This window comes from Mangrovimonas yunxiaonensis, from assembly GCF_000733475.1.
Taxonomy (GTDB): Bacteria; Bacteroidota; Bacteroidia; order Flavobacteriales; family Flavobacteriaceae; genus Mangrovimonas; species Mangrovimonas yunxiaonensis.
The window spans coordinates 653,295-674,820 of the sequence record NZ_JPFK01000005.1; the positions used below are offsets into that span (position 1 = coordinate 653,295).

19 protein-coding genes are annotated in these 21,526 nt (G+C 41.5%); 12 read left to right on the forward strand and 7 right to left on the reverse strand.

All coding sequences use genetic code 11. The features are described from left to right. Positions 1–24 precede the first annotated feature (24 nt). From IA57_RS07075 to IA57_RS07085, 3 genes are all read left to right on the forward strand, one after another. Positions 25–1,425, forward strand: a complete 1,401-nt coding sequence (locus IA57_RS07075; RefSeq protein ID WP_036121139.1) for a peptide MFS transporter — start codon at positions 25–27, stop codon at positions 1,423–1,425. Between the two features lie 15 nt (positions 1,426–1,440). Continuing rightward, positions 1,441–3,225 carry a peptide MFS transporter gene (locus IA57_RS07080; protein ID WP_036121142.1) on the forward strand — a complete coding sequence of 595 codons (1,785 nt, stop codon included), beginning with the start codon at positions 1,441–1,443 and terminating at the stop codon, positions 3,223–3,225. Between the two features lie 88 nt (positions 3,226–3,313). Further along, positions 3,314–3,862: a thioredoxin family protein gene (locus IA57_RS07085; RefSeq protein ID WP_036121144.1), complete on the forward strand. Its 549-nt coding sequence runs from the start codon at positions 3,314–3,316 to the stop codon at positions 3,860–3,862. Positions 3,863–3,866: 4 nt separating this feature from the next. On the opposite strand, the gene IA57_RS07090 is transcribed toward IA57_RS07085, so the two are convergent. Genes IA57_RS07090 through surE form a run of 5 tightly spaced genes read right to left on the reverse strand, consistent with a single transcriptional unit; the run spans position 3,867 to position 8,687 of the window. After that, positions 3,867–5,909 (reverse strand): ComEC/Rec2 family competence protein, encoded by a 2,043-nt coding sequence (locus IA57_RS07090; protein WP_036121146.1) that lies wholly within the window; start codon positions 5,907–5,909, stop codon positions 3,867–3,869. A 33-nt stretch (positions 5,910–5,942) separates the two neighbouring features. Further along, a complete protein-coding gene (locus tag IA57_RS07095; RefSeq protein ID WP_036121149.1) occupies positions 5,943–6,497 on the reverse strand; it encodes a C40 family peptidase in 555 nt (184 codons plus the stop codon). Further along, positions 6,494–7,618: a lipid-A-disaccharide synthase gene (gene lpxB, locus IA57_RS07100; protein WP_036121151.1), complete on the reverse strand. Its 1,125-nt coding sequence runs from the start codon at positions 7,616–7,618 to the stop codon at positions 6,494–6,496. The genes IA57_RS07095 and lpxB overlap by 4 nt, the downstream gene beginning before the upstream one ends. 15 nt (positions 7,619–7,633) lie before the next feature. Then, positions 7,634–7,918, reverse strand: coding sequence for a hypothetical protein (locus tag IA57_RS07105; RefSeq protein ID WP_036121154.1), 285 nt, complete (start codon positions 7,916–7,918; stop codon positions 7,634–7,636). Continuing rightward, complete coding sequence (gene surE / locus IA57_RS07110) at positions 7,911–8,687, reverse strand: 5'/3'-nucleotidase SurE (RefSeq protein ID WP_036121157.1); 777 nt, start codon at positions 8,685–8,687, stop codon at positions 7,911–7,913. The genes IA57_RS07105 and surE overlap by 8 nt, the downstream gene beginning before the upstream one ends. 212 nt (positions 8,688–8,899) lie before the next feature. Here surE and IA57_RS07115 point away from each other — a divergent pair, with 212 nt between their 5' ends. After that, on the forward strand, positions 8,900–11,041 hold the full coding sequence (locus IA57_RS07115) for a carboxy terminal-processing peptidase (RefSeq protein WP_036121409.1): 2,142 nt from the start codon (positions 8,900–8,902) through the stop codon (positions 11,039–11,041). Between the two features lie 6 nt (positions 11,042–11,047). Continuing rightward, on the forward strand, positions 11,048–12,133 hold the full coding sequence (locus tag IA57_RS07120; RefSeq protein WP_036121160.1) for an ABC transporter permease: 1,086 nt from the start codon (positions 11,048–11,050) through the stop codon (positions 12,131–12,133). Here IA57_RS07120 and yihA read toward each other — a convergent pair. Further along, positions 12,130–12,735: a ribosome biogenesis GTP-binding protein YihA/YsxC gene (gene yihA, locus IA57_RS07125; protein WP_036121162.1), complete on the reverse strand. Its 606-nt coding sequence runs from the start codon at positions 12,733–12,735 to the stop codon at positions 12,130–12,132. The genes IA57_RS07120 and yihA overlap by 4 nt on opposite strands. Before the next feature lie 12 nt (positions 12,736–12,747). Next, the gene (locus IA57_RS07130) at positions 12,748–13,512 is read right to left on the reverse strand and encodes an alpha/beta fold hydrolase (protein WP_036121165.1); all 765 of its coding nucleotides are present in this window, start codon (positions 13,510–13,512) and stop codon (positions 12,748–12,750) included. Positions 13,513–13,795: 283 nt separating this feature from the next. Here IA57_RS07130 and mraZ point away from each other — a divergent pair, with 283 nt between their 5' ends. The 7 genes from mraZ to murD all read left to right on the forward strand — a co-directional run bounded on the left by mraZ (position 13,796) and on the right by murD (position 21,524). After that, the gene (mraZ, locus tag IA57_RS07135; RefSeq protein WP_036121168.1) at positions 13,796–14,263 is read left to right on the forward strand and encodes a division/cell wall cluster transcriptional repressor MraZ; all 468 of its coding nucleotides are present in this window, start codon (positions 13,796–13,798) and stop codon (positions 14,261–14,263) included. Further along, on the forward strand, positions 14,250–15,146 hold the full coding sequence (gene rsmH / locus IA57_RS07140; RefSeq protein WP_036121411.1) for a 16S rRNA (cytosine(1402)-N(4))-methyltransferase RsmH: 897 nt from the start codon (positions 14,250–14,252) through the stop codon (positions 15,144–15,146). Before mraZ ends, rsmH begins: the two co-directional genes overlap by 14 nt. 6 nt (positions 15,147–15,152) lie before the next feature. Next, positions 15,153–15,470 (forward strand): FtsL-like putative cell division protein, encoded by a 318-nt coding sequence (locus tag IA57_RS07145; RefSeq protein ID WP_036121170.1) that lies wholly within the window; start codon positions 15,153–15,155, stop codon positions 15,468–15,470. A gap of 61 nt (positions 15,471–15,531) precedes the next feature. Then, positions 15,532–17,487: a penicillin-binding protein gene (locus IA57_RS07150; protein WP_051881001.1), complete on the forward strand. Its 1,956-nt coding sequence runs from the start codon at positions 15,532–15,534 to the stop codon at positions 17,485–17,487. Beyond that, a complete protein-coding gene (locus IA57_RS07155; protein ID WP_036121176.1) occupies positions 17,487–18,950 on the forward strand; it encodes a UDP-N-acetylmuramoyl-L-alanyl-D-glutamate--2,6-diaminopimelate ligase in 1,464 nt (487 codons plus the stop codon). Before IA57_RS07150 ends, IA57_RS07155 begins: the two co-directional genes overlap by 1 nt. Further along, complete coding sequence (gene mraY / locus IA57_RS07160; RefSeq protein ID WP_036121179.1) at positions 18,951–20,192, forward strand: phospho-N-acetylmuramoyl-pentapeptide-transferase; 1,242 nt, start codon at positions 18,951–18,953, stop codon at positions 20,190–20,192. It begins immediately after the preceding gene. Beyond that, positions 20,193–21,524 (forward strand): UDP-N-acetylmuramoyl-L-alanine--D-glutamate ligase, encoded by a 1,332-nt coding sequence (gene murD, locus IA57_RS07165; RefSeq protein WP_036121181.1) that lies wholly within the window; start codon positions 20,193–20,195, stop codon positions 21,522–21,524. The last annotated feature ends 2 nt before the right edge of the window (positions 21,525–21,526 follow it).

The window sequence follows — 21,526 nt, forward strand, 5'->3', positions numbered from 1 at the left end:
ACCAAACTAACTAATATAAAATTTATGTCAGATCAAGCCAATTCGATTAAACAAAAAGAACTCTTTGGGCATCCAATAGGATTGTATGTTTTATTTTTTACCGAAATGTGGGAACGCTTCTCCTATTACGGAATGCGAGCCATCCTGGTACTTTATTTGGTGGCGCAAACCACCGATGCCAATGCTGGATTAGGATGGACAAATGCCGAAGCCCTAGCGCTGTACGGTTGGTATACCATGTTGGTTTATGTGGCTTCGATACCAGGCGGTTGGATTGCCGATAAGTTTTTAGGACAAAAAAAATCGGTGCTTTATGGCGGAATTTTATTGGTAGCAGGACACAGCGTTTTGGCCATCGAACAAATGTGGGCGTTTTATACGGGTCTAGGTCTTATTATCGCCGGTGTAGGCATGCTTAAGCCTAACATCTCTACCATGGTAGGAGGGCTTTACAAACCGGGCGATATTAGAAGAGATAAAGGATTTACCATTTTCTATATCGGAATTAACGTAGGGGCATTCCTGTCGAGTTTAATTGTAGGTTATGTGGGCGAAGTTCACGGCTGGCATTACGGTTTTGGTCTTGCTGGAATTGGTATGGCCTTAGGATTGCTACAATACGTGCTGGGTCAAAAGCACTTAAAATATGTGGGTAACTTTATAGGAACTTCAGATAACGAAGCAGATAAAGAGGCTGTAAACAGACCACTAACTAAAATTGAAAAAGATAGAATAGTTGTATTGCTCATTTCTTTCTTATTGGTAATTGTTTTTTGGGGTGCCTTCGAACAAGCAGGTGGTCTTATGAACATTTATGCCATGGATAACACCAACAGGATGTTAATGGGCTGGGAAGTTCCAGCGTCATGGTTCCAGTCGTTAAATGCCATGTTCATTATATTTTTAGGAACAACTGTAGCAGGATTTTGGGCCAAAAGAAAATTAAAAGGAAAAGTTTCTACATCCTTGTTTAAAATGATTATAGGTCTAATTATTATGGGAACCGGCTTTTTCTTTATGTCTGCTGCCTCATCGCAATTAGAGAGTACAGGCTCATCGGCCATGTATTGGTTGGTGTTGGCATATTTATTCCACACCATTGGAGAACTTTGTATCTCGCCAGTAGCCTTATCGTATATTACCAAATTAGCCCCATTAAAATACGCCTCGTTAATGATGGGGGTATTTTTTGCTATGACGGGCTTCGGGAACAAACTGGCTGGATTGTTAGGAGAATCGGCCTCTGAGTTTGGTGAGTTTACCATTTTTACCGGAATTGCTGTGTTTTGTGTGATTTTCGGGTGTATTGTTATGTTATTTAGAAAGAAACTGGAAGTTCTTACCCATGGTGTAGAAGATAACGAAAGAGAAATGGCTGAAGAATTGCCTCAAGGCCAGCAACTGGCAGACAACAAACTAAACTAACCAACAATACAAACAATGAATACGGATATTGAAAATTTATTTAAGGATAAAGTAATTGGGCACCCAGCAGCGCTATTCGTGCTGTTTTTTACCGAGATGTGGGAACGCTTTTCGTTTTATGGGATGCGAATCCTTTTGGTGCTGTTTTTAACGGCACCCATATTAAGCGACAACCCAGGCTGGGAATGGCCACGCGAAAATGCATTAGCCTTAATAGGAACCTATGCCTCGCTTTTATATTTAACTCCAATTATAGGGGGCTGGGTAGCCGATAAAATTACAGGCTACCGTATGGCTGTGGTTTTAGGTTGTATTATCATGACCCTAGGGCACGCCGCAATGGCAATAGAGACCACGGTTATGTTTTACGTAGGTTTAGCCTTATTGGTTATTGGTACAGGTTTTTTTAAGCCGAACATCACGTCAATAATCTCGACCATGTATAAAGGGAAAGAGTCTAAAAAAGACGGCGCTTATACCATATTTTACATGGGGGTAAATGCAGGGGCTTTCTTTGGAATGATGCTTTGTGGGTATTTGGCAGAAAATTTCGGATGGTCTTGGGGCTTTGGTCTTGCTGGTATCTTCATGCTTTTGGGGATGTTGCAGTTTTTGTTGGCCGGTAAGTTGTTTGGAAGCGTTGGTGCCAAGCCAAGCAAAATACATGAAGTAGAGCTGCCACAAAACATTAACGAAGAACACCCACAAGAACACGAAGAAACTAAAGAAGAAACAAAATTAAACCCTTTTACACTTTTCGATAAGGTATTAATCGTGTTGTCTTCAATAGGGGGACTACTGTATTTGTTTAATGATCCCTTAGAAAAAATTGGAAACCTAAACATGCTACCGTTCGAAATAGGTGGATTAAGTGGTTCTAATGTAGTGGTATTGGCGGCATTGGCCATGTTTTTGGTCTTGTTAATTACTAGAATAGCACGGTATATGCCCATTGTAAGAGACCGTATTATAGCGGTGTCGGTTTTTGGGTTGTTCACGGTGTTTTTCTTTGCTTTTTTCGAGCAGTCGTTAGGATCCATGACCCTTTTTGCCAGAGATTATACCGATAGGTCTTTAGTAGGATCATCGGCCATGGTTTTTAAAATTGTAGATGCCTTACTAACCACGGTGCCGTTAATTATAATAACGTGGGTTTTATTTCTTTTAGCTAAGAAAACCTTTAACCGAATTGCCTTGTCGAATATTATTTTAGGTGTAGCTTTTGTTGGTATCTGGGCTTTGGTTATTTACCGTTTGGTAGATAAGTTTTCGCAAGAAGGAAACGAAGTAGATGCCACTTGGTTCGGGATTTTAAACTCGTTCTTCATTATTACTTTAGCACCGTTGTTTTCAAGATGGTGGGAAAGCAAATACAACCCTAGTGCGGCCATGAAATACGGAATTGGCCTAATACTATTAGGACTAGGTTTTGCCTTCCTTTCTTACGGTACAGGAGACATCCCGCAAGGGGCTAAAACAGCTTCTGTAAGCATGGTATTCTTAATTGTGGCATATCTGTTTCACACCATGGGCGAATTGTGTATTTCGCCGGTTGGACTCTCATACTTAAGCAAGCTTGTGCCAGCAAGAATGATCGGGTTTATGTTTGGTGTTTGGTATTTGGCCATAGCCGTAGGCCAAAAAGCCGCAGGAACTATGGGAGGTATGATCGATAAGATTTCTGAAGAGTACTCTTTAAGTACGTTCTTTTTGATTTTTACACTAATTCCAATAGGTGCAGGTATTGTATCGATAATCCTAAACCCGATACTTAAAAAACTCATGCACGGAATTCGTTAATCGATAAAACCGTTAAAATAACACAAAAATGCTCCATTCTTGGAGCATTTTTTGTAAGTTAGGAACCATTTTTGCAACAACTATAATTATGAAAACAAATGTTATAGCCGTTCTAGCGGTATGCCTTTTTGTGGGCACGTTATCGGCACAGGAAATTAATTGGGTCTCTTTGGAAGAGGCCGTGAAGCTTCAGAAAAAATCACCTAAAAAAATTATTTTAGATGCGTATACCAAATGGTGCGGACCGTGTAAAATGTTAGATAGAAACACCTTTAGCAATAAAGACGTTATCAATTACATTAACAAGCACTACTACGCGGTAAAATTTAATGCCGAAGGCAACGAGGAAGTGCGTTTTAAGGGCAATACATTTACCAACCCGGGTTACGATCCGGCTAAGGCCAACAGGCGTAATTCGCCCCACCAATTGTCTAGATATTTTAGTATTAGATCATACCCTACATTAGTATTCCTAGACGAACAGGCCAATTTGTTAACCCCGGTAATAGGCTATAAAACACCACAGCAGTTAGAACTTTATTTAAAACTGTTTAAAGATAACAAGCATGTGGAAATGGATACTCAGGAAAAATTTAATGCCTACTATCAAGGCTTTACGCCAGAGTTTTCAAATTAAAAAATTAATAAGAAACAATAAAAGCTCCCTTTTCATAAGTATAATGAAAAGGGAGTTTTTGCATTCTACACGTGGTTTTCCAACGCGCAACATACGACTTGTAGTTGCTGCCATCCGCGATAATGAGTTCGGGTTGAATAGCGTTGATTAAGCGCGTTAAGTTTATTTTAGGGGAGTTTCTTAGTAAAATAATATCAGGAGTTAGCGTTTTGGTGTTGTAAATGCCTAAACTATCAACAACAAGTAGAAGTTTGTTGTTTACCACATAAAAGGATTTTAAAGAATCGTATGTCGTTTCAGCAACATGAGCCCCAACTTCGTAATTTTTAATTAGGGATAGGGTTTTAGCGTCATCATAAGGCAAATTGTGATCAATGGCGAGTGTGCCTCCAGCATTGTGCCCAATAATGCTGTGGCGGCTTTTATGAAAAATAACCAAGCTGGTTTTGCTGTGTTTCTTTTTCGTGCCTATAAACACCAACTGAAATAAAAATACGGTTGCTAGAATTGGGACTACAAACCTAGCCTTATGTTTAGATTGCAGCAGGGACACCCCTAAAATAATCAAGATATAAGTGGCCAGTACATGCCATAAATTAAACGGAATGTTGTCAAAAAGAAAAGCCTCTTGCTTGGCTATCCATGCGACTAAACGGTTCATACTGTTTATAAGAAACGCATAAATTATCGCTAAGAAGGGGAGGTTAACATGCATTAGAGCCAACACCATTAAAAGGATACCCAGGCTTAAAATAGTGCCAAGTACAGGCAAAATAACAAGGTTGGAAACAAAGAACAACCCCGGAAACTGATGAAAATAATATAGGGCAATGGGTGCTACGCCAACTTGGGCAGAAAAGGATACCGTGCTAATATTCCAAAACAACTTGTCTAAGGCCCATCGGGGTTTGTATAATTGCCGTAGTAAGGGATTGATAGTCACTATGGCAATCACGGCCAGATAGCTCAATTGAAAGCCCACATGAAATAAAAATAAGGGGTTTATTAGCAGCAATACAAAGGCAGAAATGGCAAGAATGTTTAAGGTGTTTGTAGGCTTTTTTAAGTTTATGGCAATGGCAACAGCTGTAAACATGGAAACGGCACGAATTACCGAAGCAGAAAGCCCCGCGATAATAGCAAAGCTCCAAAGGCAAACAACTAATAGGCAAATTTTTAGGGTGTTGCCGTGTTTTAAGCGTGAAATCGGTCGGAAAAGAACGTTTAAAATAATGAGAATAATACCAACATGTAGCCCCGAAACCGCTAAAATATGCACGGCACCCGCATTGGTGTAATTGCTGTAGATGTCTTGATTAATGGTTTGGCGTTGCCCCAAAATAAGGGCGTTTGTAATGGCCAAAACATCAGGATGAAAGTTGTATATGGCCAGTTTGTTGTTAATCTGAGTTCTTATGTTGTAGGCAATACCAGATAGGGTAGATGTTTTTGTGCTTACAGTAAGCAACTCCCTTGGGTCGCAAAATATTTGATGGTAGATGTAGCGCTTCTTTAAATAAGCACCATAGTCAAACTGATAAGGGTTTAAAGGAGCTGCAATAGGAGCCAGTGCCGTTTTTGTTGCATATATGCCATCGGTGATTAACGGGTGTTGCAAACTATCCTTTTTAACATTAAGCAGTACATTTCCAGTGACTTTATGGGGGCCAATTTCAAGAAGTTCAACAACATATTTTTGGTGATAGTTTCCCGGTTTTAAAGACGTTTTCACCTTAAAAATAAGCCGGGTTCTTGCTGCGCTATCTAAATGGATGACTTGGGAATAATGGGATTTTAGATTGTTTTCGTGATGTAGGTTAACCGTAGCCATTCCGAGAAAAAAGGTGGTTAAATAGGTTATGACTCCAAACCAAATGGTCTTTTTTGAAGTGTTTTTGTACATCAAATAAGCGCCTCCTAAAGCAAATAAGGCAATGCCAAGAGCGGTATAAACAACACTGCTTGCAGCGTTTAAATATACGCCCGCTATAATGCCTAAAAGGAGTGCAAGTGTTAGCTTAACAATAACAAAGTCTAGTAACTTCATAGTGTAAGTTACTAAAAATAAGCGAGATATGTTTTAGAGGACCCGTCTGGCTTGTACGAAGGCGAAATACCAATATTTTTCCGAAAGCTTAGAGGTGATTACCCCACGGCTGGTCGTCGAATGGATGAACTCCACATGGCCAGGGCGCGAAGCGGTAACTAGGCCTACGTGGTTTATCTGGCGGCTGTTCTTTTTTGTGGCAAAAAACAATAAATCCCCCTTTTGAACCTCTTTTAGGGCAATCCAATCACCATGGGAAGATAAACTAGAGGTCGACCTAGGAAGCAAAATGTTTTCACGTTTAAAAGCCGTGGTAATCAATCCAGAGCAATCTATACCACGCTTGGTGTCACCACCGTATTTGTATTTTACACCATTGTAGGTTTGTGCTTCAGAGATGATGCTATTCACGGTCTTGCTGTTGTAGGGGGCTGCCGGAATAGCTGCTGTTTTTTCAGGCGTTGTGGCTACTTGGGGCGTTGTTGGCGTTGGTCGATCGCTGCGTTTGGTAACGACTTTAGTGCCCTTGGTAGATTTACAGGATGAAAATAATAAGATTAAAGTAAGTATGAGAATTTGTTTTTTCATGGGGTATTGGCAATCGTATCGTAAATTAAAGTTGCGGTTTTCTTACTGGCGCCTTTACCGCCAAGTTTGGCTTCCAGATCGTAATAGGCCATAAAAAGCTCGGTGCGTTTTTCTTGATCGAGAATAAGAGCCAGTTCTTGTTTTAGGCGGCGTTTGTTAAAGTCGCCTTGAATTAACTCCACAACCACCTCCCGATCCATAATTAAATTAACTAATGAAATGTACTTAATGTGCTTAACAAGACGTTTCCCAATTTGGTAAGACAGCCAGCTGCCTTTGTAGCAAACCACTTCGGGAACTTTAAACAAAGCCGTTTCTAGGGTAGCCGTTCCAGAGGTAACCAAGGCCGCTGTAGAAACACTTAAAAGGTCGTAGGTCTTGTTCGATACAAAATGAACTTGATCGCTTTTAATAAACGGTTTGTAAAACTCATAATCCTGGCTGGGAGCTCCGGCAATAACAAACTGATAGTTTGGGAAATATTGCGGCATCTCCAACATAACCGAGAGCATTTTTTTTATCTCTTGCTTTCGGCTGCCAGGTAAAATGGCAATAATAGGCTTTTCGTTAAGTTCGTGGTCTGCCCTAAATTCGTATTCATCTACCTGTACCCGGTTGGCAATAGCATCGATTAGTGGGTGGCCCACAAAATGAACAGGGTAGTGGTGTTTTGTCTCATAAAAATCCTTTTCAAAAGGAAGAATAACATACATCTTGTCAACGTCCCGTTTTATGGCTTTTATCCTGCTTTCTTTCCAGGCCCAAATTTGTGGGGAAATGTAGTAGTGAGTCTTATAGCCTTGGACTTTGGCCCATTTGGCAATTCTTAGGTTAAACCCCGGGTAATCAATAAAAATAATAACATCGGGTTGGTATGCAGCAATATCTTTTTTACAAAACGACAGGTTTTTAGCAATGGTTTTAAGGTTTAGTAAAACCTCTACAAACCCCATAAAGGCAAGATCCTTATAGTGCTTTATAAGGCTGTTGCTAACCTGGCGCATTAAATCGCCGCCCCAAAACCTAAATTCGGCATTTACATCCTGCCTTAGTAGCGCTTTCATTAAGTTGGCGCCGTGTAAGTCTCCAGAGGCTTCTCCTGCAATAATGTAATATTTCATTAATTAAAAATAGGGTTAAAAAAACTTAATGGCCAATGTTAATAGGGCTGCAAAAAGTGTAGCCAGTAACACGCCACGTGCACGGTACTCGTGTTTTTTTCTTAAAAATAAGAAAAATACCAAAAGGTTTATAGCGGCTCCAAAACTAATAAGCTGCCCAAGATTGCCATGCACCGAAGCGGCTTTAATGTTGTTGAAAACCGAGCCGTTGTTGTTGTACAACAAGGCAGCGATAAATAGCCCGACAGCATTTGCTGCCAAACCAATAATAAAGCCTATGAATACTTCTTTTTTAGTCATTAAAATCCCAAGAGTTTAAAGTTTGTATGCTGTGGTGTGCTGTAAGGTCAAACTGTACCGGAACTATAGAAATGTAATTGTTTTCCAAGGCCCATTCATCGGTGTCCTGCCCATTGTCTTGGTTTACAAAGGTTCCAGTAAGCCAATAGTAATCCTTGCCATGAGGGGTTTGGCGTTTGTCGAACTCCTCAATCCAATTGGCTTTGGCTTGGCGGCAAATTCTTATGCCTTTAATGTCCTTTTGTGGAACGTCTGGAAAATTAACGTTTAAAACAACATCCTTAGGAATGCCTTCTGCCAATGCTTTTGCAACAATTTGTTTGGCATAGTGCTTGGCTGCATCAAAATTGGCGTTGTAGTTGTAGTTGCAAAGCGAAAAGCCAATGGCAGGAATCCCTTCAATGCCAGCTTCTAAGGCAGCACTCATAGTGCCAGAATAGATAACGTTTATCGATGAGTTGGCGCCGTGGTTAATACCCGATACGCAAATGTCGGGTTGCCGATCCATAATCTCTCTAACGGCCAGTTTAACGCAATCGGCGGGTGTGCCAGAACAGCTGTATTCGGGTTGGTCGCCTTGGTCTATGGTGACGCGATCAAGGTGCAAGGTCGAATTAACGGTAATGGCATGGCCCATGCCGCTTTGTGGGCTGTCTGGCGCGACAACCACAACATCGCCAAGCGTTTTCATGGCTTCGATTAATGCTCGAATACCAGGCGCTGTAATACCATCGTCATTGGTGACTAAAATAAGCGGTTTTTTAGACATTTTTAGGTGGTGTTTTTATGTAGGCTAAAATACATAAAATCTGATGTAAAGCATGAAATTATCCCGTTTAACAAAAAATTAGCGCCAATACATTTTATTGGCATGGTTTTTTCCTTTAAATTAGTGTTTCTTAAAAATGTTTAAAAAAAGAGGGTCGTGTCTTTATAGTGCCCAAAATGCTAAGTAGGTTTAAAAAAATGATGATAAGATTTATGAAAAGTAATTATAGAATATTGATGTTAATGCTCTTATTGGCATTTGCGTCATGCAGTTTTACGTCCAAAAAGTTTGAGAATCCAGACAAGGACAAGCTGTTGGTACAGGTGATCACCTTTGTTTTGGAGCGTGGGCATTTCGATCCTAAAGATTTAAACGACGATTTTTCCGAAGGTGTGTTTGATGCTTATTTAGAACAACTCGATCCGTTAAAAAGGTATTTTATAAAATCGGACATTAAAGAGTTCGAAGCCTATAAATACGAAATAGACGACCAACTCAGGTCTAACGATATTTCGTTTTTTAACCTAACCTACGATAGGCTCATACAAAGAATAGACGAAGCCAAAATTATTTATAAAGAGGTTTTGGCCCAGCCTTTCAATTATACCTTGGATGAAACGTATAGCTCCGATTACGAAAACCAAGATTATGTAAAAAGCAAACGCCTGCTAAAAGACCGTTGGAGAAAACAGCTTAAGTTTTCTAATTTAGCCAATTACGATGCCTTAATGCAGGAGCGAAACAATGCCGAGACCGCCGCAGAAGACGAAGTCAACGCAGCGCCAAAAACCATAGAAGCACTAGAAAAAGAGGCCAGGGAAGAAACCCTGAAAACCATAGACAACTACTATACCGATTATGTAGACGACCTGTTGCGAAAAGATTGGTTTGCCATGTATGTTAATGCGATAGTAGAAGCGTTCGACCCACACACATTCTATTTTGCTCCAGAAGATAAGGACCGTTTCGATCAGCAAATGTCGGGCAAATTAGAAGGCATTGGCGCTAGACTTCAAAAGCGTATGGACAATACCAAAATAGTCGAGCTAATTTCTGGTGGGCCCGCATGGCGAGGACAAGAGCTGGAAGTGGGCGACATTATTGTAAAAGTTCGTCAAGAGTTTGAAGAAGAGGCGGTGAATATTGTAGGCATGCGCCTAGACGATGCCATTAAACTAATTAAAGGTCCAAAAGGGACTAAGGTTATCTTAACGGTTAAGAAGGTCGATGGTACCCACGAAGAGATTGCTATTGTAAGAGATGTTGTCGAGCTGGAAGAAACCTATGCAAAATCTTCAATAGTAAAGAAAAACAACCAGACATTTGGGGTGATAAACTTGCCTAAGTTTTATGTGGATTTCGAAGATTATAAAAACCGAAATGCTGCTTCCGATGTTAAAAAGGAAATCGAACGCTTAAAGGAACAAGGCGTAGAAGGCTTGGTGTTAGACTTAAGAAACAATGGCGGAGGTTCCCTGCAAACAGTTGTCGATATTGCCGGGCTGTTTATTAAAGATGGTCCTATTGTTCAAGTGAGATCAACAGGCGAACCAAAAGAAATATTAAAGGATAAAGACCGCTCTATTGTGTGGGATGGTCCTTTGGTGATTATGGTTAACGAACTGTCTGCCTCAGCATCAGAAATCCTAGCTGCCGCCATGCAAGATTACAAGCGTGGAATTATTATAGGAAGCAAACAAACTTATGGTAAAGGAACAGTTCAAAATGTTTTGGACTTAAACCGTATGGTGCGAAATAATAGGGATGGCGATTTGGGAGCGCTTAAAATAACCACCCAGAAATTTTACCGTGTTAACGGTAGTTCAACACAATTGGAAGGCGTTAAAAGCGATGTTGTTGTTCCAGATAGGTATTCGTATATAAACGTGGGTGAAAAGGATCTTGAAAATCCATTGCCTTACGATAAGATAGAATCTGTAGACCACGCCTTTTGGGATGGCTATTACGATTACGAAGAAGCCATAAAGAACAGTGAAGCGCGAATGCGCAACAACAGCCAATTAAAGCTTATAGACGAGAATGCGAAATGGGTAAAAGAGCGCATGGACGAAACGACACATCCGCTAAATTACGAAGCGTATGCCAGTAAACTGGAGGAAAATGAAGCGGTGGCCAAAATGTTTGATAAAATTGCAGACTACCAAACAAATTTAACCTTCGAGTCGCTGCCTTACGAACAGGAGATGTTCCTTAAAGATACCGTGCTGGAAGACAAGCGAAACCGTTGGCATAAAAGTTTAAGCCAAGATGTGTATATAGAAGAAGCGCTTAATGTATTAGAAGATTTAAAACTGTCTTACAGCATTAAAAAAGTAGCTACAGTAAAAGACTAAGCATTTATGGCTTACAATTCAAACGCATTGAGTGCTTTGGCGCTCCAAAAATTCAAGACAAATTTTTGGGGCGTTTTTAGTTTGGTAGTTATAATCTGCATAGGGCTAATAGCCGTGTTTGCGTATGTTATTGCCCCAGATAATTCGCAAAATGCCAATCAAATGCATTTGGCCATTCACTCCAAAGCCCCGGGATTTAAAGTCGATATGCTAAGCATACCGTCTAATTTAGAATCGGACCAGGGGTTGTTTAATAAACTGTTTTTTGGAAAAAAGGTCGTGGCTAATAGTGTTCCGGTTTCTGCGCATCACATTAAAAACGATACGCTGTTTTATACCGAATATGCTTCCGATGGCCTGAAAGGAATACAAAAATCATTGGCAATACCCGCAACAGGCGAGCAACCCTTTGTTGCAAAGCAAACCTTTTTGTTTGGCACCGATAAGTATGGTAGAGATTTGTTGAGCCGTGTTTTGGTGGGTGCCCGGATTTCGTTTTTTATTGGTTTTGTAGCCGTGCTTATCTCATTGTTTATTGGGGTTGTTCTGGGCAGCCTGTCGGGATATTTTGGCGGTAAGACCGATGCAGTAATTATGTGGCTCATTAATGTAACCTGGTCCATACCAACCTTGCTTTTGGTAATAGCCATTACCTTAGCCTTAGGAAAAGGGTTTTGGCAGGTTTTTATAGCGGTGGGTTTAACCATGTGGGTCGAGGTGGCTCGTGTGGTTAGGGGGCAGATTAAAGGCGTAAAAAACATGCAATACGTTACGGCGGCCAAAGCGTTAGGCTACGGGGATGTTAGAATTATCATCAGGCATGTGCTTCCCAATATTATGGCGCCCGTTATTGTTATCTGTGCGGCCAATTTTGCAGCAGCAATCTTAATAGAAAGCGGGTTGAGCTTTTTAGGTATTGGGGCGCAACCGCCCATGGCTAGTTGGGGTGCTATGATAAAAGACCACTACAACTACATTATTTTAGGGAAACCCTATCTGGCATTAATCCCCGGCCTGTGTATTATGGTCTTGGTTATGGCATTTATGCTTATGGGTAATGCGCTTAGAGATGCTTTGGAAGTTAAAGTTTAAGAGCTTCGTAAAGACTGATTAATGTTGTCGATGTAACCTAAAAGTTCGTCCTTGCCCATATTTTTTGTCGAGGAGGTTACAAAATAATTAGGCATGTCTTCCCAAAATTCTAATAAAATGGTTTTGTAGCTTTCTATGTGATTTTCAATCGCTTTGGGTTTTAGTTTGTCGGCCTTGGTAAATACAATAGAGAATGGAATCAGGTTTTCACCCAGCCATTGCATAAATTCCAAATCGATGGGTTGCGGGTCGTGCCTAATGTCTACAAGAACAAAGCCGCATACCAACTGCTTGCGCTTTTCAAAATATTGGGTAATAAATTTTTGAAAGGTCTTTTTTGTACTTTTCGAAACTCTGGCGTAACCATAACCGGGTAAGTCCACCAAATGCCAGTTTTTGTTTATTAAAAAGTGATTAATCAGCTGTGTTTTTCCTGGTTTTCCAGAAGTTTTAGCTAACTTTTTTTTGCCGGTTAGCATATTAATCAAAGACGATTTGCCCACATTACTTCGTCCAATAAAGGCATATTCGGGTAGATTGTTGTTGGGGCATTTGCTAACCTCAGAATTACTTACAATAAACTCAGCCGATTTTATATCCATAGGAGGGGTGTTTTAAAAGCCTCGTTTAGTAAGCCACGCATCAAGAATGGTGTTGAACGTTTCTGGGTGCTCCATCATGGCCGCATGCCCACATTTATCAATCCAGTATAGGTCCGAATCTGGCAACAGCTCATGAAATTCTTCAGCCACCTCTGGCGGGGTTACCGTGTCGTTCCTGCCCCAAATAATGCAGGTAGGAACGTGCATTTTTGGCAAATCGTTAGACATGTTGTGCCTAATGGCGCTTTTTGCTATGGCTAGGGTTTTTATTAGTTTGTTGCGGTCGTTTACCGTTTCGTAAACCTCGTCTACAATGGCTTTGGTAGCCACCTCGGGGTCGTAAAAAACATCTTGAGCCTTTTTCTTAATCACCTCATAGTCGCTACGCTTGGTGTAACCGCTACCCATGGCACTTTCGTATAGGCCAGAACTCCCGGTTATAACAAGTGCTTTTACCTTCTCTGGAAACATTTTGGTATGGTATAGTCCAATGTGGCCGCCAAGAGAATTCCCCAGTAAAATAACCTCTTCAAAACCTTTAAAATCAATAAAGTCGTGCAGGTATTTTGCGAAACTTTTAACATTGGTTTTTAGCAACGACATGGAGTAGATAGGAAGTTCGGGAATGACGATTTTGTATCCGGTCTGACTAAAGTGTGAGGTCACAGAGTCGAAATTACTTAACCCGCCCATTAATCCGTGTAAAACAATAATTGGCGTGCCTTCTCCTACCTCAATATAGCTGTAGTTTTTTTCTTTTTTTAGTCTATGCGTCATTAATTAGTTGGTCTTGATCGTTAGAGCAAATATAGTCAAATCATTCCTAATATAAGCAATTATTGCAGCAAGCATCTCGCGATGGCAAATCGAGATATTAACAAAAAGGCACCGTTGCCTTTCAATGTTGAAACCTGTTAAAAGCCAAGGAAGAAGCCTGTGTGCTGTGCTTTTTGGCTGGGTTTTTAGAGGCTTTAATCGAAAAATTATTAACAAAGTGGGAAATTGTGGTAAAATGTGGTATATTTTTCGATATATTTGAATTTTAAAGATTGTTTAGCTTTTGAACTCATTAATAGGAACATATGAATGCAAAGTAGACGCCAAAGGCAGGTTAATGTTGCCTTCTGTGCTAAAAAAGCAGTTGGCAGGTGTGCTTCAGGATGGGTTTGTGCTTAAGCGAGCCGTGTTTCAGCCGTGTTTGGAATTGTATCCTATGGCCGAGTGGCAAGCGCTTATGCAAAAAGTGAACAAATTAAACCGATTTAAGAAAAAGAACAACGATTTTATTCGACGCTTTACGGCTGGGGTAAAACCCATAGAGGTCGATGCGTCTGGAAGGTTGTTAATCCCTAAGGATTTAGTGGTTTTTGCAGGCATCTCAAAAAATATTGTGGTGTCTTCTGCAGTAAACATTCTCGAGATTTGGGATAAAGATAAATATGAAGCGGCTATTGATGATGCGGCGTTGGATTTTGCCGATTTAGCCGAAGAAGTAATGGGTCAAGATGAAGCAGATGGAATATCATAATCCGGTATTGTTGCACGAGTCGGTCGATGGATTAAACATCGTTGCAGATGGTGTGTATGTTGATGTGACCTTTGGTGGCGGTGGCCATAGTAAAGAAATATTAAGCAGGCTAGGCGATCACGGCAGGTTGTTTGCCTTCGACCAGGATAAAGATGCGCTGGAAAATGCATTGGATGACGATAGGTTTGTGTTGATTAATGAAAATTTTAGGTATATCAAGCGGTTTTTAAGACTGTACGGTGTGAGAAAGGTCGATGGGATTTTGGCCGATTTTGGCGTGTCATCCCATCAGTTCGATGTGCCGGAACGCGGGTTTTCTACCCGATTTGATGCCGCTCTAGACATGCGTATGAACCAAGGCGATAAGCTTTCGGCCTTTCATGTGGTTAACGAATATGACGAGAAGCATCTAGCGGAGATTTTTCGTCAATATGGCGAATTGCGGCAAGCACCGGCAATGGCTAGGGAGATTGTACACCAGCGAAAAACAGAGGCGATTACTACAGGTAAGGAGTTAAAGGAGGTGCTGTCCAAGTTTTTAGGGCATCGCCACGAGAATAAAGTTTTGGCGCAAATATATCAGGCGCTCCGAATAGAGGTTAACCAGGAGTTGGAAGTGATTAAGGCGTTTTTGCTTCAGGTGCCCGAGCTGTTAAATCCCAAAGGACGGTTAAGTGCCATCTCGTACCACTCGTTAGAAGATCGTTTGGTAAAACGGTTCATAAGAAATGGCCTGTTTGAAGGTGAGCCGGAAAAAGATATTTATGGCAACGTAGAGGTGCCTTTAAAAAAAGTGGGCGGCTTAATTGTGCCTTCAGCAGCAGAAATCCAACAGAACAGCAGGGCGAGAAGCGCGAAGCTTCGGGTGGCAGAAAAACTATAAAGTGTCGTGAAAAGAAAAATCTATAACATTCTAAAAGGTAAGTTTTTAGTTAATGATGATGCTTTTAAAAATTGGCGCATGATTCTGTTTTTGTCCGTATTGGCCTTAATTATGATTGCCAGCTCACACAGCGCCGATAGGAAGGTGCACGAAGTAGCAAGGCTAAAAGATGAGGTGCGGGAATTGCATTCGCGATTTGTAGAGGGCCGAAGTGAGCTTATGGGCTTAAAAAAAGAGACGGTTGTAGAGCACAGAATGAAAGAAAAAGGGATTTTTATTTCGGAAATCCCGCCAACAAAAATCAAAGTAAAATCTAAAAAGTAAGTTCGGCTTGGCAGTAAATGAGAAGAACATATTAAACCGATTGTATTTTATAGCAGGATGTATGTTCATCTTCGCGCTACTCATTGTGTTTAAACTTTTGAGCATTCAATTTGTTCAAGGCGAAAAATACAAGAGCATGGCCGAGAAGCGTTTGGTGAAGAACGTGACCATTCCCGCAAATAGGGGCAATATTTACTCGGTAGATGGCAACCTGTTGGCAACCTCAATACCTAAGTACGATATCAGGATCGATGCCGTTACACCAACCTCAAAAGTATTTGAAGAAAACATAAAAGCGCTTTCCGATTCGTTGGCGGTCTATTACGGGAAACCGTCTGCCAACTACCAGAAAAAATTAAGAGCGGCTAGGGCAAACCGAAACCGCTATTACCTTTTGGCGCGAAATGTAGGCTATTCAGATTATATGCGTTTTAGAAGCTTCCCGCTTTTAAAATTGGGAGCGTTTAAGGGCGGGCTGATTGTTGAGCAAACCACCAAACGGGAATACCCTATGGGGGGCGTAGCGCAAAGAACCATTGGTTACGAGCGTGTTGATGATGCGGGCAATGTAACACGTCCGGGGCTAGATGGTGCCTTTGGAGCTAAGTATTTAAGCGGGGTTGATGGCAAGCGCTTAAAACAAAAAATAGGAAACGGCCAATGGAAACCTGTGGCAGATTACAATCAGGTAGAGCCACAAGATGGTTACGATGTGTATACCACCATAAGCAGCAACATTCAGGATATTGCGCACCATGCCTTATTACAGCAGTTAGAATATTATAAGGCTGAACACGGTTGTGTGGTGGTTATGGAGGTTAAAACCGGCGAAGTAAGGGCGATTTCTAATTTGGCAAGGACAGAGGAAGGGAATTATTACGAAAAGCGCAACTATGCCGTTTGGGAGTCGCATGAACCAGGCTCTACATTTAAAACCATGGTGCTTACAGCGGCCTTGGAGGATAAAGTGGTAGATACCGCAACCATAGTTGATACTGGGCATGGGAGAAAACGTTTTTACGGAAGGGATATTACCGATTCCAAATATGGAGGCTATGGTAAGATTTCAATAGCACGGGCCTTGGAGGTGTCGTCTAATATTGGTCTGGCAACAGTTGTAGATCAAAACTACTCCCAACAGCCAGAAAAGTTCTTAAACAGATTGAAATCTTGGGGGTTAGACAAGCCTTTAGGTTTACCTATAATTGGCGAGGGCGATCCTGTAATACCGGGGCCGGGGCATAAGCTTTGGAGTAAAAATGCACTGCCTTCAATGGCCTATGGGTATAACCTACGCCTAACGCCGCTACAGGTGTTAACGTTTTACAATGCCATTGCCAACGATGGGGTTATGGTAAAACCAAGATTTATAAAACGGGTTAAGGAGCTTAACCGCGAGATAGAGCATTTCGACCGCCAGGTTATTAATGATAAAATCTGTTCAGACGAAACGGTGAAACAAATGCAGGAAGTGTTAAAGAATGTGGTGGTGCGCGGAACAGGGCGTTCGTTGTATTCGCCTTACTTCTCTATGGCAGGAAAAACAGGAACGGCCAAGACAGAATATTGGATGGACGATTGGAATGACGACCCGAGGTATGTGTCGTCGTTTGCAGGTTATTTTCCCGCTCAAAACCCTAAGTACTCCTGCATTGTCATCATACACAAGCCCAGCATCAAGAAAGGGTATTATGGCGCCGATGTTTCGGGGCCGGTATTTAAACGAATTGCCCAAAAAATATTTACCGAAACACCAATTGTAGAGGAGTTGGAGTCTTTAGAGGTGGCAAGTCAGGTGGCAGATAAGAGCTATAAAGGGTATTACGATATCGCCCAAACATATAAAACAATCATGCCAAGTGTGGTAGGAATGCCAGTGATGGATGCCGTAGCATTATTGGAAAACATGGAGGTGTCAATTAAGGTTAAAGTGCAGGGTAGTGGTGAAGTGGCGTCGCAGTCGGTCGCTAAAGGCGAAAAGTTAAAAAAAGGTCAAACAGTCGTGATCAAAGCATAATGAGAGTATTAAAAGACATAGTGTACAAAGTAGGATTAAACGCAGTTATTGGGAACACGCATGTGGCAATCAATAGCATTCAGTTCGATTCTAGACTGGTAAAAAAGAACGATGTGTTTGTGGCCATTACAGGAAATGTGGTAGATGGCCATGATTATATCGATGTGGCTATTGCCAATGGTGCAGTTGCTGTTGTGTGCGAAAACATGCCAGAGCGTCCCGCGCCAAATGTGGTGTATCTGGAAGTCGCACGCACTTCGGAAGCGTTGGCCATTATGGCTTCTAACTACTACAATGCGCCCTCAAAAAACCTAAAACTGGTAGGGGTAACAGGAACCAATGGTAAGACCACCATTGCAACCTTATTGTACCAATTGTTTAAGAAAGCAGGGTATAAAGTGGGCTTGTTGTCTACGGTAAAAATCATGGTAGACGATACAGCTTATGCAGCCACCCATACAACGCCAGACTCCCTAACCATAAACCGCTATTTAAGCATGATGAACGATGCTGGGGTGCAATTTTGCTTTATGGAGGTGAGCTCTCATGGCATTCATCAAGACAGAACAAAAGCTCTGGAGTTTGCGGGAGGGATTTTTACCAATTTATCGCACGATCACTTAGACTACCACGCCTCGTTTGCCGAATACAGGGATGTGAAAAAACGCTTTTTCGACGAGCTTCCAAGTCAGGCGTTCGCATTGGTAAACACCGACGATAAAAATGGAAGCGTCATGTTGCAGAATACCAAAGCAAAAAAATACACCTATGCCCTAAAAGGCATGGCAGATTATAGGGCGTTAATTCTGGAAAATCAGTTTAGCGGCTTGTTGCTAAAGATTAATGATAACGATGTGTGGACAAAGCTTATAGGGACTTTCAATGCATATAACATCATGGCCATTTACGGTGCTGCAGATTTGTTGGGGCTGGAACGTATCGAGATTTTAAGATTGATAAGCGAGCTGGAGAGTGTCTCTGGGCGGTTTCAGTATGTGATATCCGAAGGGAAAATAACAGCCATTGTCGATTATGCCCATACACCAGATGCCCTAAAAAACGTTCTGGAAACCATAAACAGCATCCGTACAAAAAACGAAACCTTAATAACGGTAGTTGGTTGTGGTGGAAATAGAGATAAGACCAAGCGCCCAAAAATGGGACATATCGCTTCGGCTTTGAGTACCAAGGTTGTGTTTACTAGCGACAACCCCAGAAACGAAGACCCCGATGCAATTATTAAGGATGTAGAAGCCGGAGTAGCACCAACCCATATTAAAAAAATACTGTCCATTACCGATAGAAAACAGGCCATAAAAACCGCCTGCCAAATGGCGCAACCAAACGATATTATTTTAATCGCCGGTAAAGGCCATGAAACCTATCAGGAGATTAAGGGGGAGCGTTTCGATTTTGATGATTTTAAAATAGTACAAGAAACTTTAAAGCAAATAGAAAAATAGATGTTGTATTACCTATTCGAATATTTAGAAAAACATTACGACGTTCCAGGGGCATCGCTATTTGGGTATTTAACCTTTCGCGCTGCGGTGGCAATCATTCTGTCGCTCTTAATTTCCACAATATTTGGTAAGCGCATCATTAAGTTTTTACAGCGCCAACAAGTAGGCGAAACCATAAGAGACTTAGGGCTTGAAGGACAGGTAGAAAAAGCAGGGACCCCCACCATGGGAGGGATTATCATCATTCTGGCTACTATCATTCCCGTTTTGCTTATGGCCAAATTGGAAAACATCTACATCATTCTCTTATTGGTTACAACCGTTTGGATGGGAGCCATTGGGTTTATTGACGATTATATTAAAAAATTTAAAAACGATAAAGAGGGGCTAAAAGGAAAGTTTAAAGTGCTGGGACAAGTAGGTCTGGGGATTATTGTTGGTGCCACCTTGTACTTTAACCAAAATGTAACCATAAAAGAAAAATTACCGGTAGCCCAGCAAAAGGAAATGCTGGCAGAAAACCCAGACATAGAGCCGTCCAAGCTATTTAAGCCGGAGGAAAAATCGACCAAAACAACCATCCCTTTTGTAAAAGGCAATGAGTTTGACTACGCCGATTTAATTACCTGGATTAATCCGGGCTTAAAACCTTACGCGTGGATCATCTTCATTCTGGTGGCCATTTTTATCATCACGGCCGTGTCTAACGGAGCAAACCTCACCGATGGAATAGATGGCCTGGCAGCAGGCACATCGGCGATAATCGTCTTGACTTTGGGCATTTTTGCCTGGGTATCGGGAAACATCATCTTTTCCGATTACCTAAACATCATGTACATCCCAAAGGTCGAGGAGATTACCATTTATATCGCGGCATTTGTGGGGGCGTTAATAGGATTTTTGTGGTACAATACCTATCCGGCACAAGTGTTTATGGGCGATACGGGAAGCTTAACCATAGGCGGTATTATCGCGGTTATTGCTATAGCTGTTAGAAAAGAATGGCTAATCCCAGTGTTGTGCGGCATTTTCCTAGCAGAAAACCTGTCGGTGGTCATGCAGGTAGGCTACTTTAAATACACCAAGAAAAAGTATGGCGAAGGCCGACGTATTTTTAAAATGTCGCCATTGCACCACCACTATCAAAAGCTAGGATATCACGAGAGTAAGATTGTTACGCGCTTTTGGATTGTAGGGATTTTACTGGCCATAGTAACCATAGTGACGCTAAAAATCAGATAGATGAAGCGATTGGTGATCCTTGGTGGTGGCGAGAGCGGTGTAGGAACCGCACTTTTGGGAAAGGCAAAAGGATTTGAAGTGTTTGTTTCAGATGCGGGAAGCATAAAACAAGCTTATAAAGACGTTCTTATAAATAATGGGATTGCATGGGAGGAACGGCAGCATACAGCAGCCAAAGTGTTGCAAGCCGATTTGGTCATGAAAAGCCCTGGTATTCCAGAATGGGCGCCTTTGGTAAAACAGCTGCGGGAACAGCAAGTTCCTATTGTTTCAGAAATTGAATTCGCAGCCAGATTTACCCAAGCAACCCTAGTGGGGATTACAGGAAGCAATGGCAAAACAACAACAGCCAGCTTAACGCATCACATTCTTAAACAGGAATTGCAGGTTGGTCTGGCGGGAAACATTGGCCACAGTTTTGCAAAACAGCTGCTACTTAACGATAAGGCGGTTTATGTTTTGGAAATTAGCAGCTTTCAATTGGACGATATCGAGCAGTTTAAGCCGCATATAGCAGTGCTTACTAACATTACACCCGACCATTTAGACCGCTACGAGAATCAATTTGAAAAGTACATCGCCTCTAAATTCAGGATAGCCGAAAATCAAACTAGTAGCGACTATTTAATTTATGATGCCGATGATAAGGTCATAACCAATTGGTTAAGCAAGCATCCCGTAAAATCAACATTATTGCCGTTTTCGTTAACGCAACCCGTTAGCCAAGGCGCTTATTTAGAAAACAATAACATAATAATAACCATAGATAACAACAAAATACATATGCCAACAAATAATTTAGCCTTAGAGGGCAAGCACAATGTTAAAAATGCCATGGCGGCATCTACAGTGGCGCATTTACTTCGTATAAGAAAGCAAACCATACGCGAAAGCCTGGAGAATTTCCATGGGGTAGAGCACCGTTTGGAAAATGTGCTTAAAATAAACAGGGTGCAATACATTAACGACTCTAAAGCGACCAATGTTAATGCAACGTATTACGCGCTAGAAAGCATGGAAGCACCAACCGTTTGGATTGTTGGTGGCGAAGACAAAGGCAATAATTACGAAGAGCTTTTTCCGTTTGTAAACGAAAAGGTAAAAGCCATCATTTGTTTGGGTGTCGATAACGAGAAGCTGCTAAAAAGCTTTAGCAGTATGGTAGATGTGGTGGTAGAAACCCAATTCATGAGCGAGGCTGTAAAAATTGCCTATAAGCTAGCAGCGCCTGGCGATAATGTGTTGTTATCACCAGCTTGCGCAAGTTTCGATTTGTTTGAAAATTACGAAGATCGCGGCCGACAGTTTAAAGAGGCCGTAAGAAACCTATAACC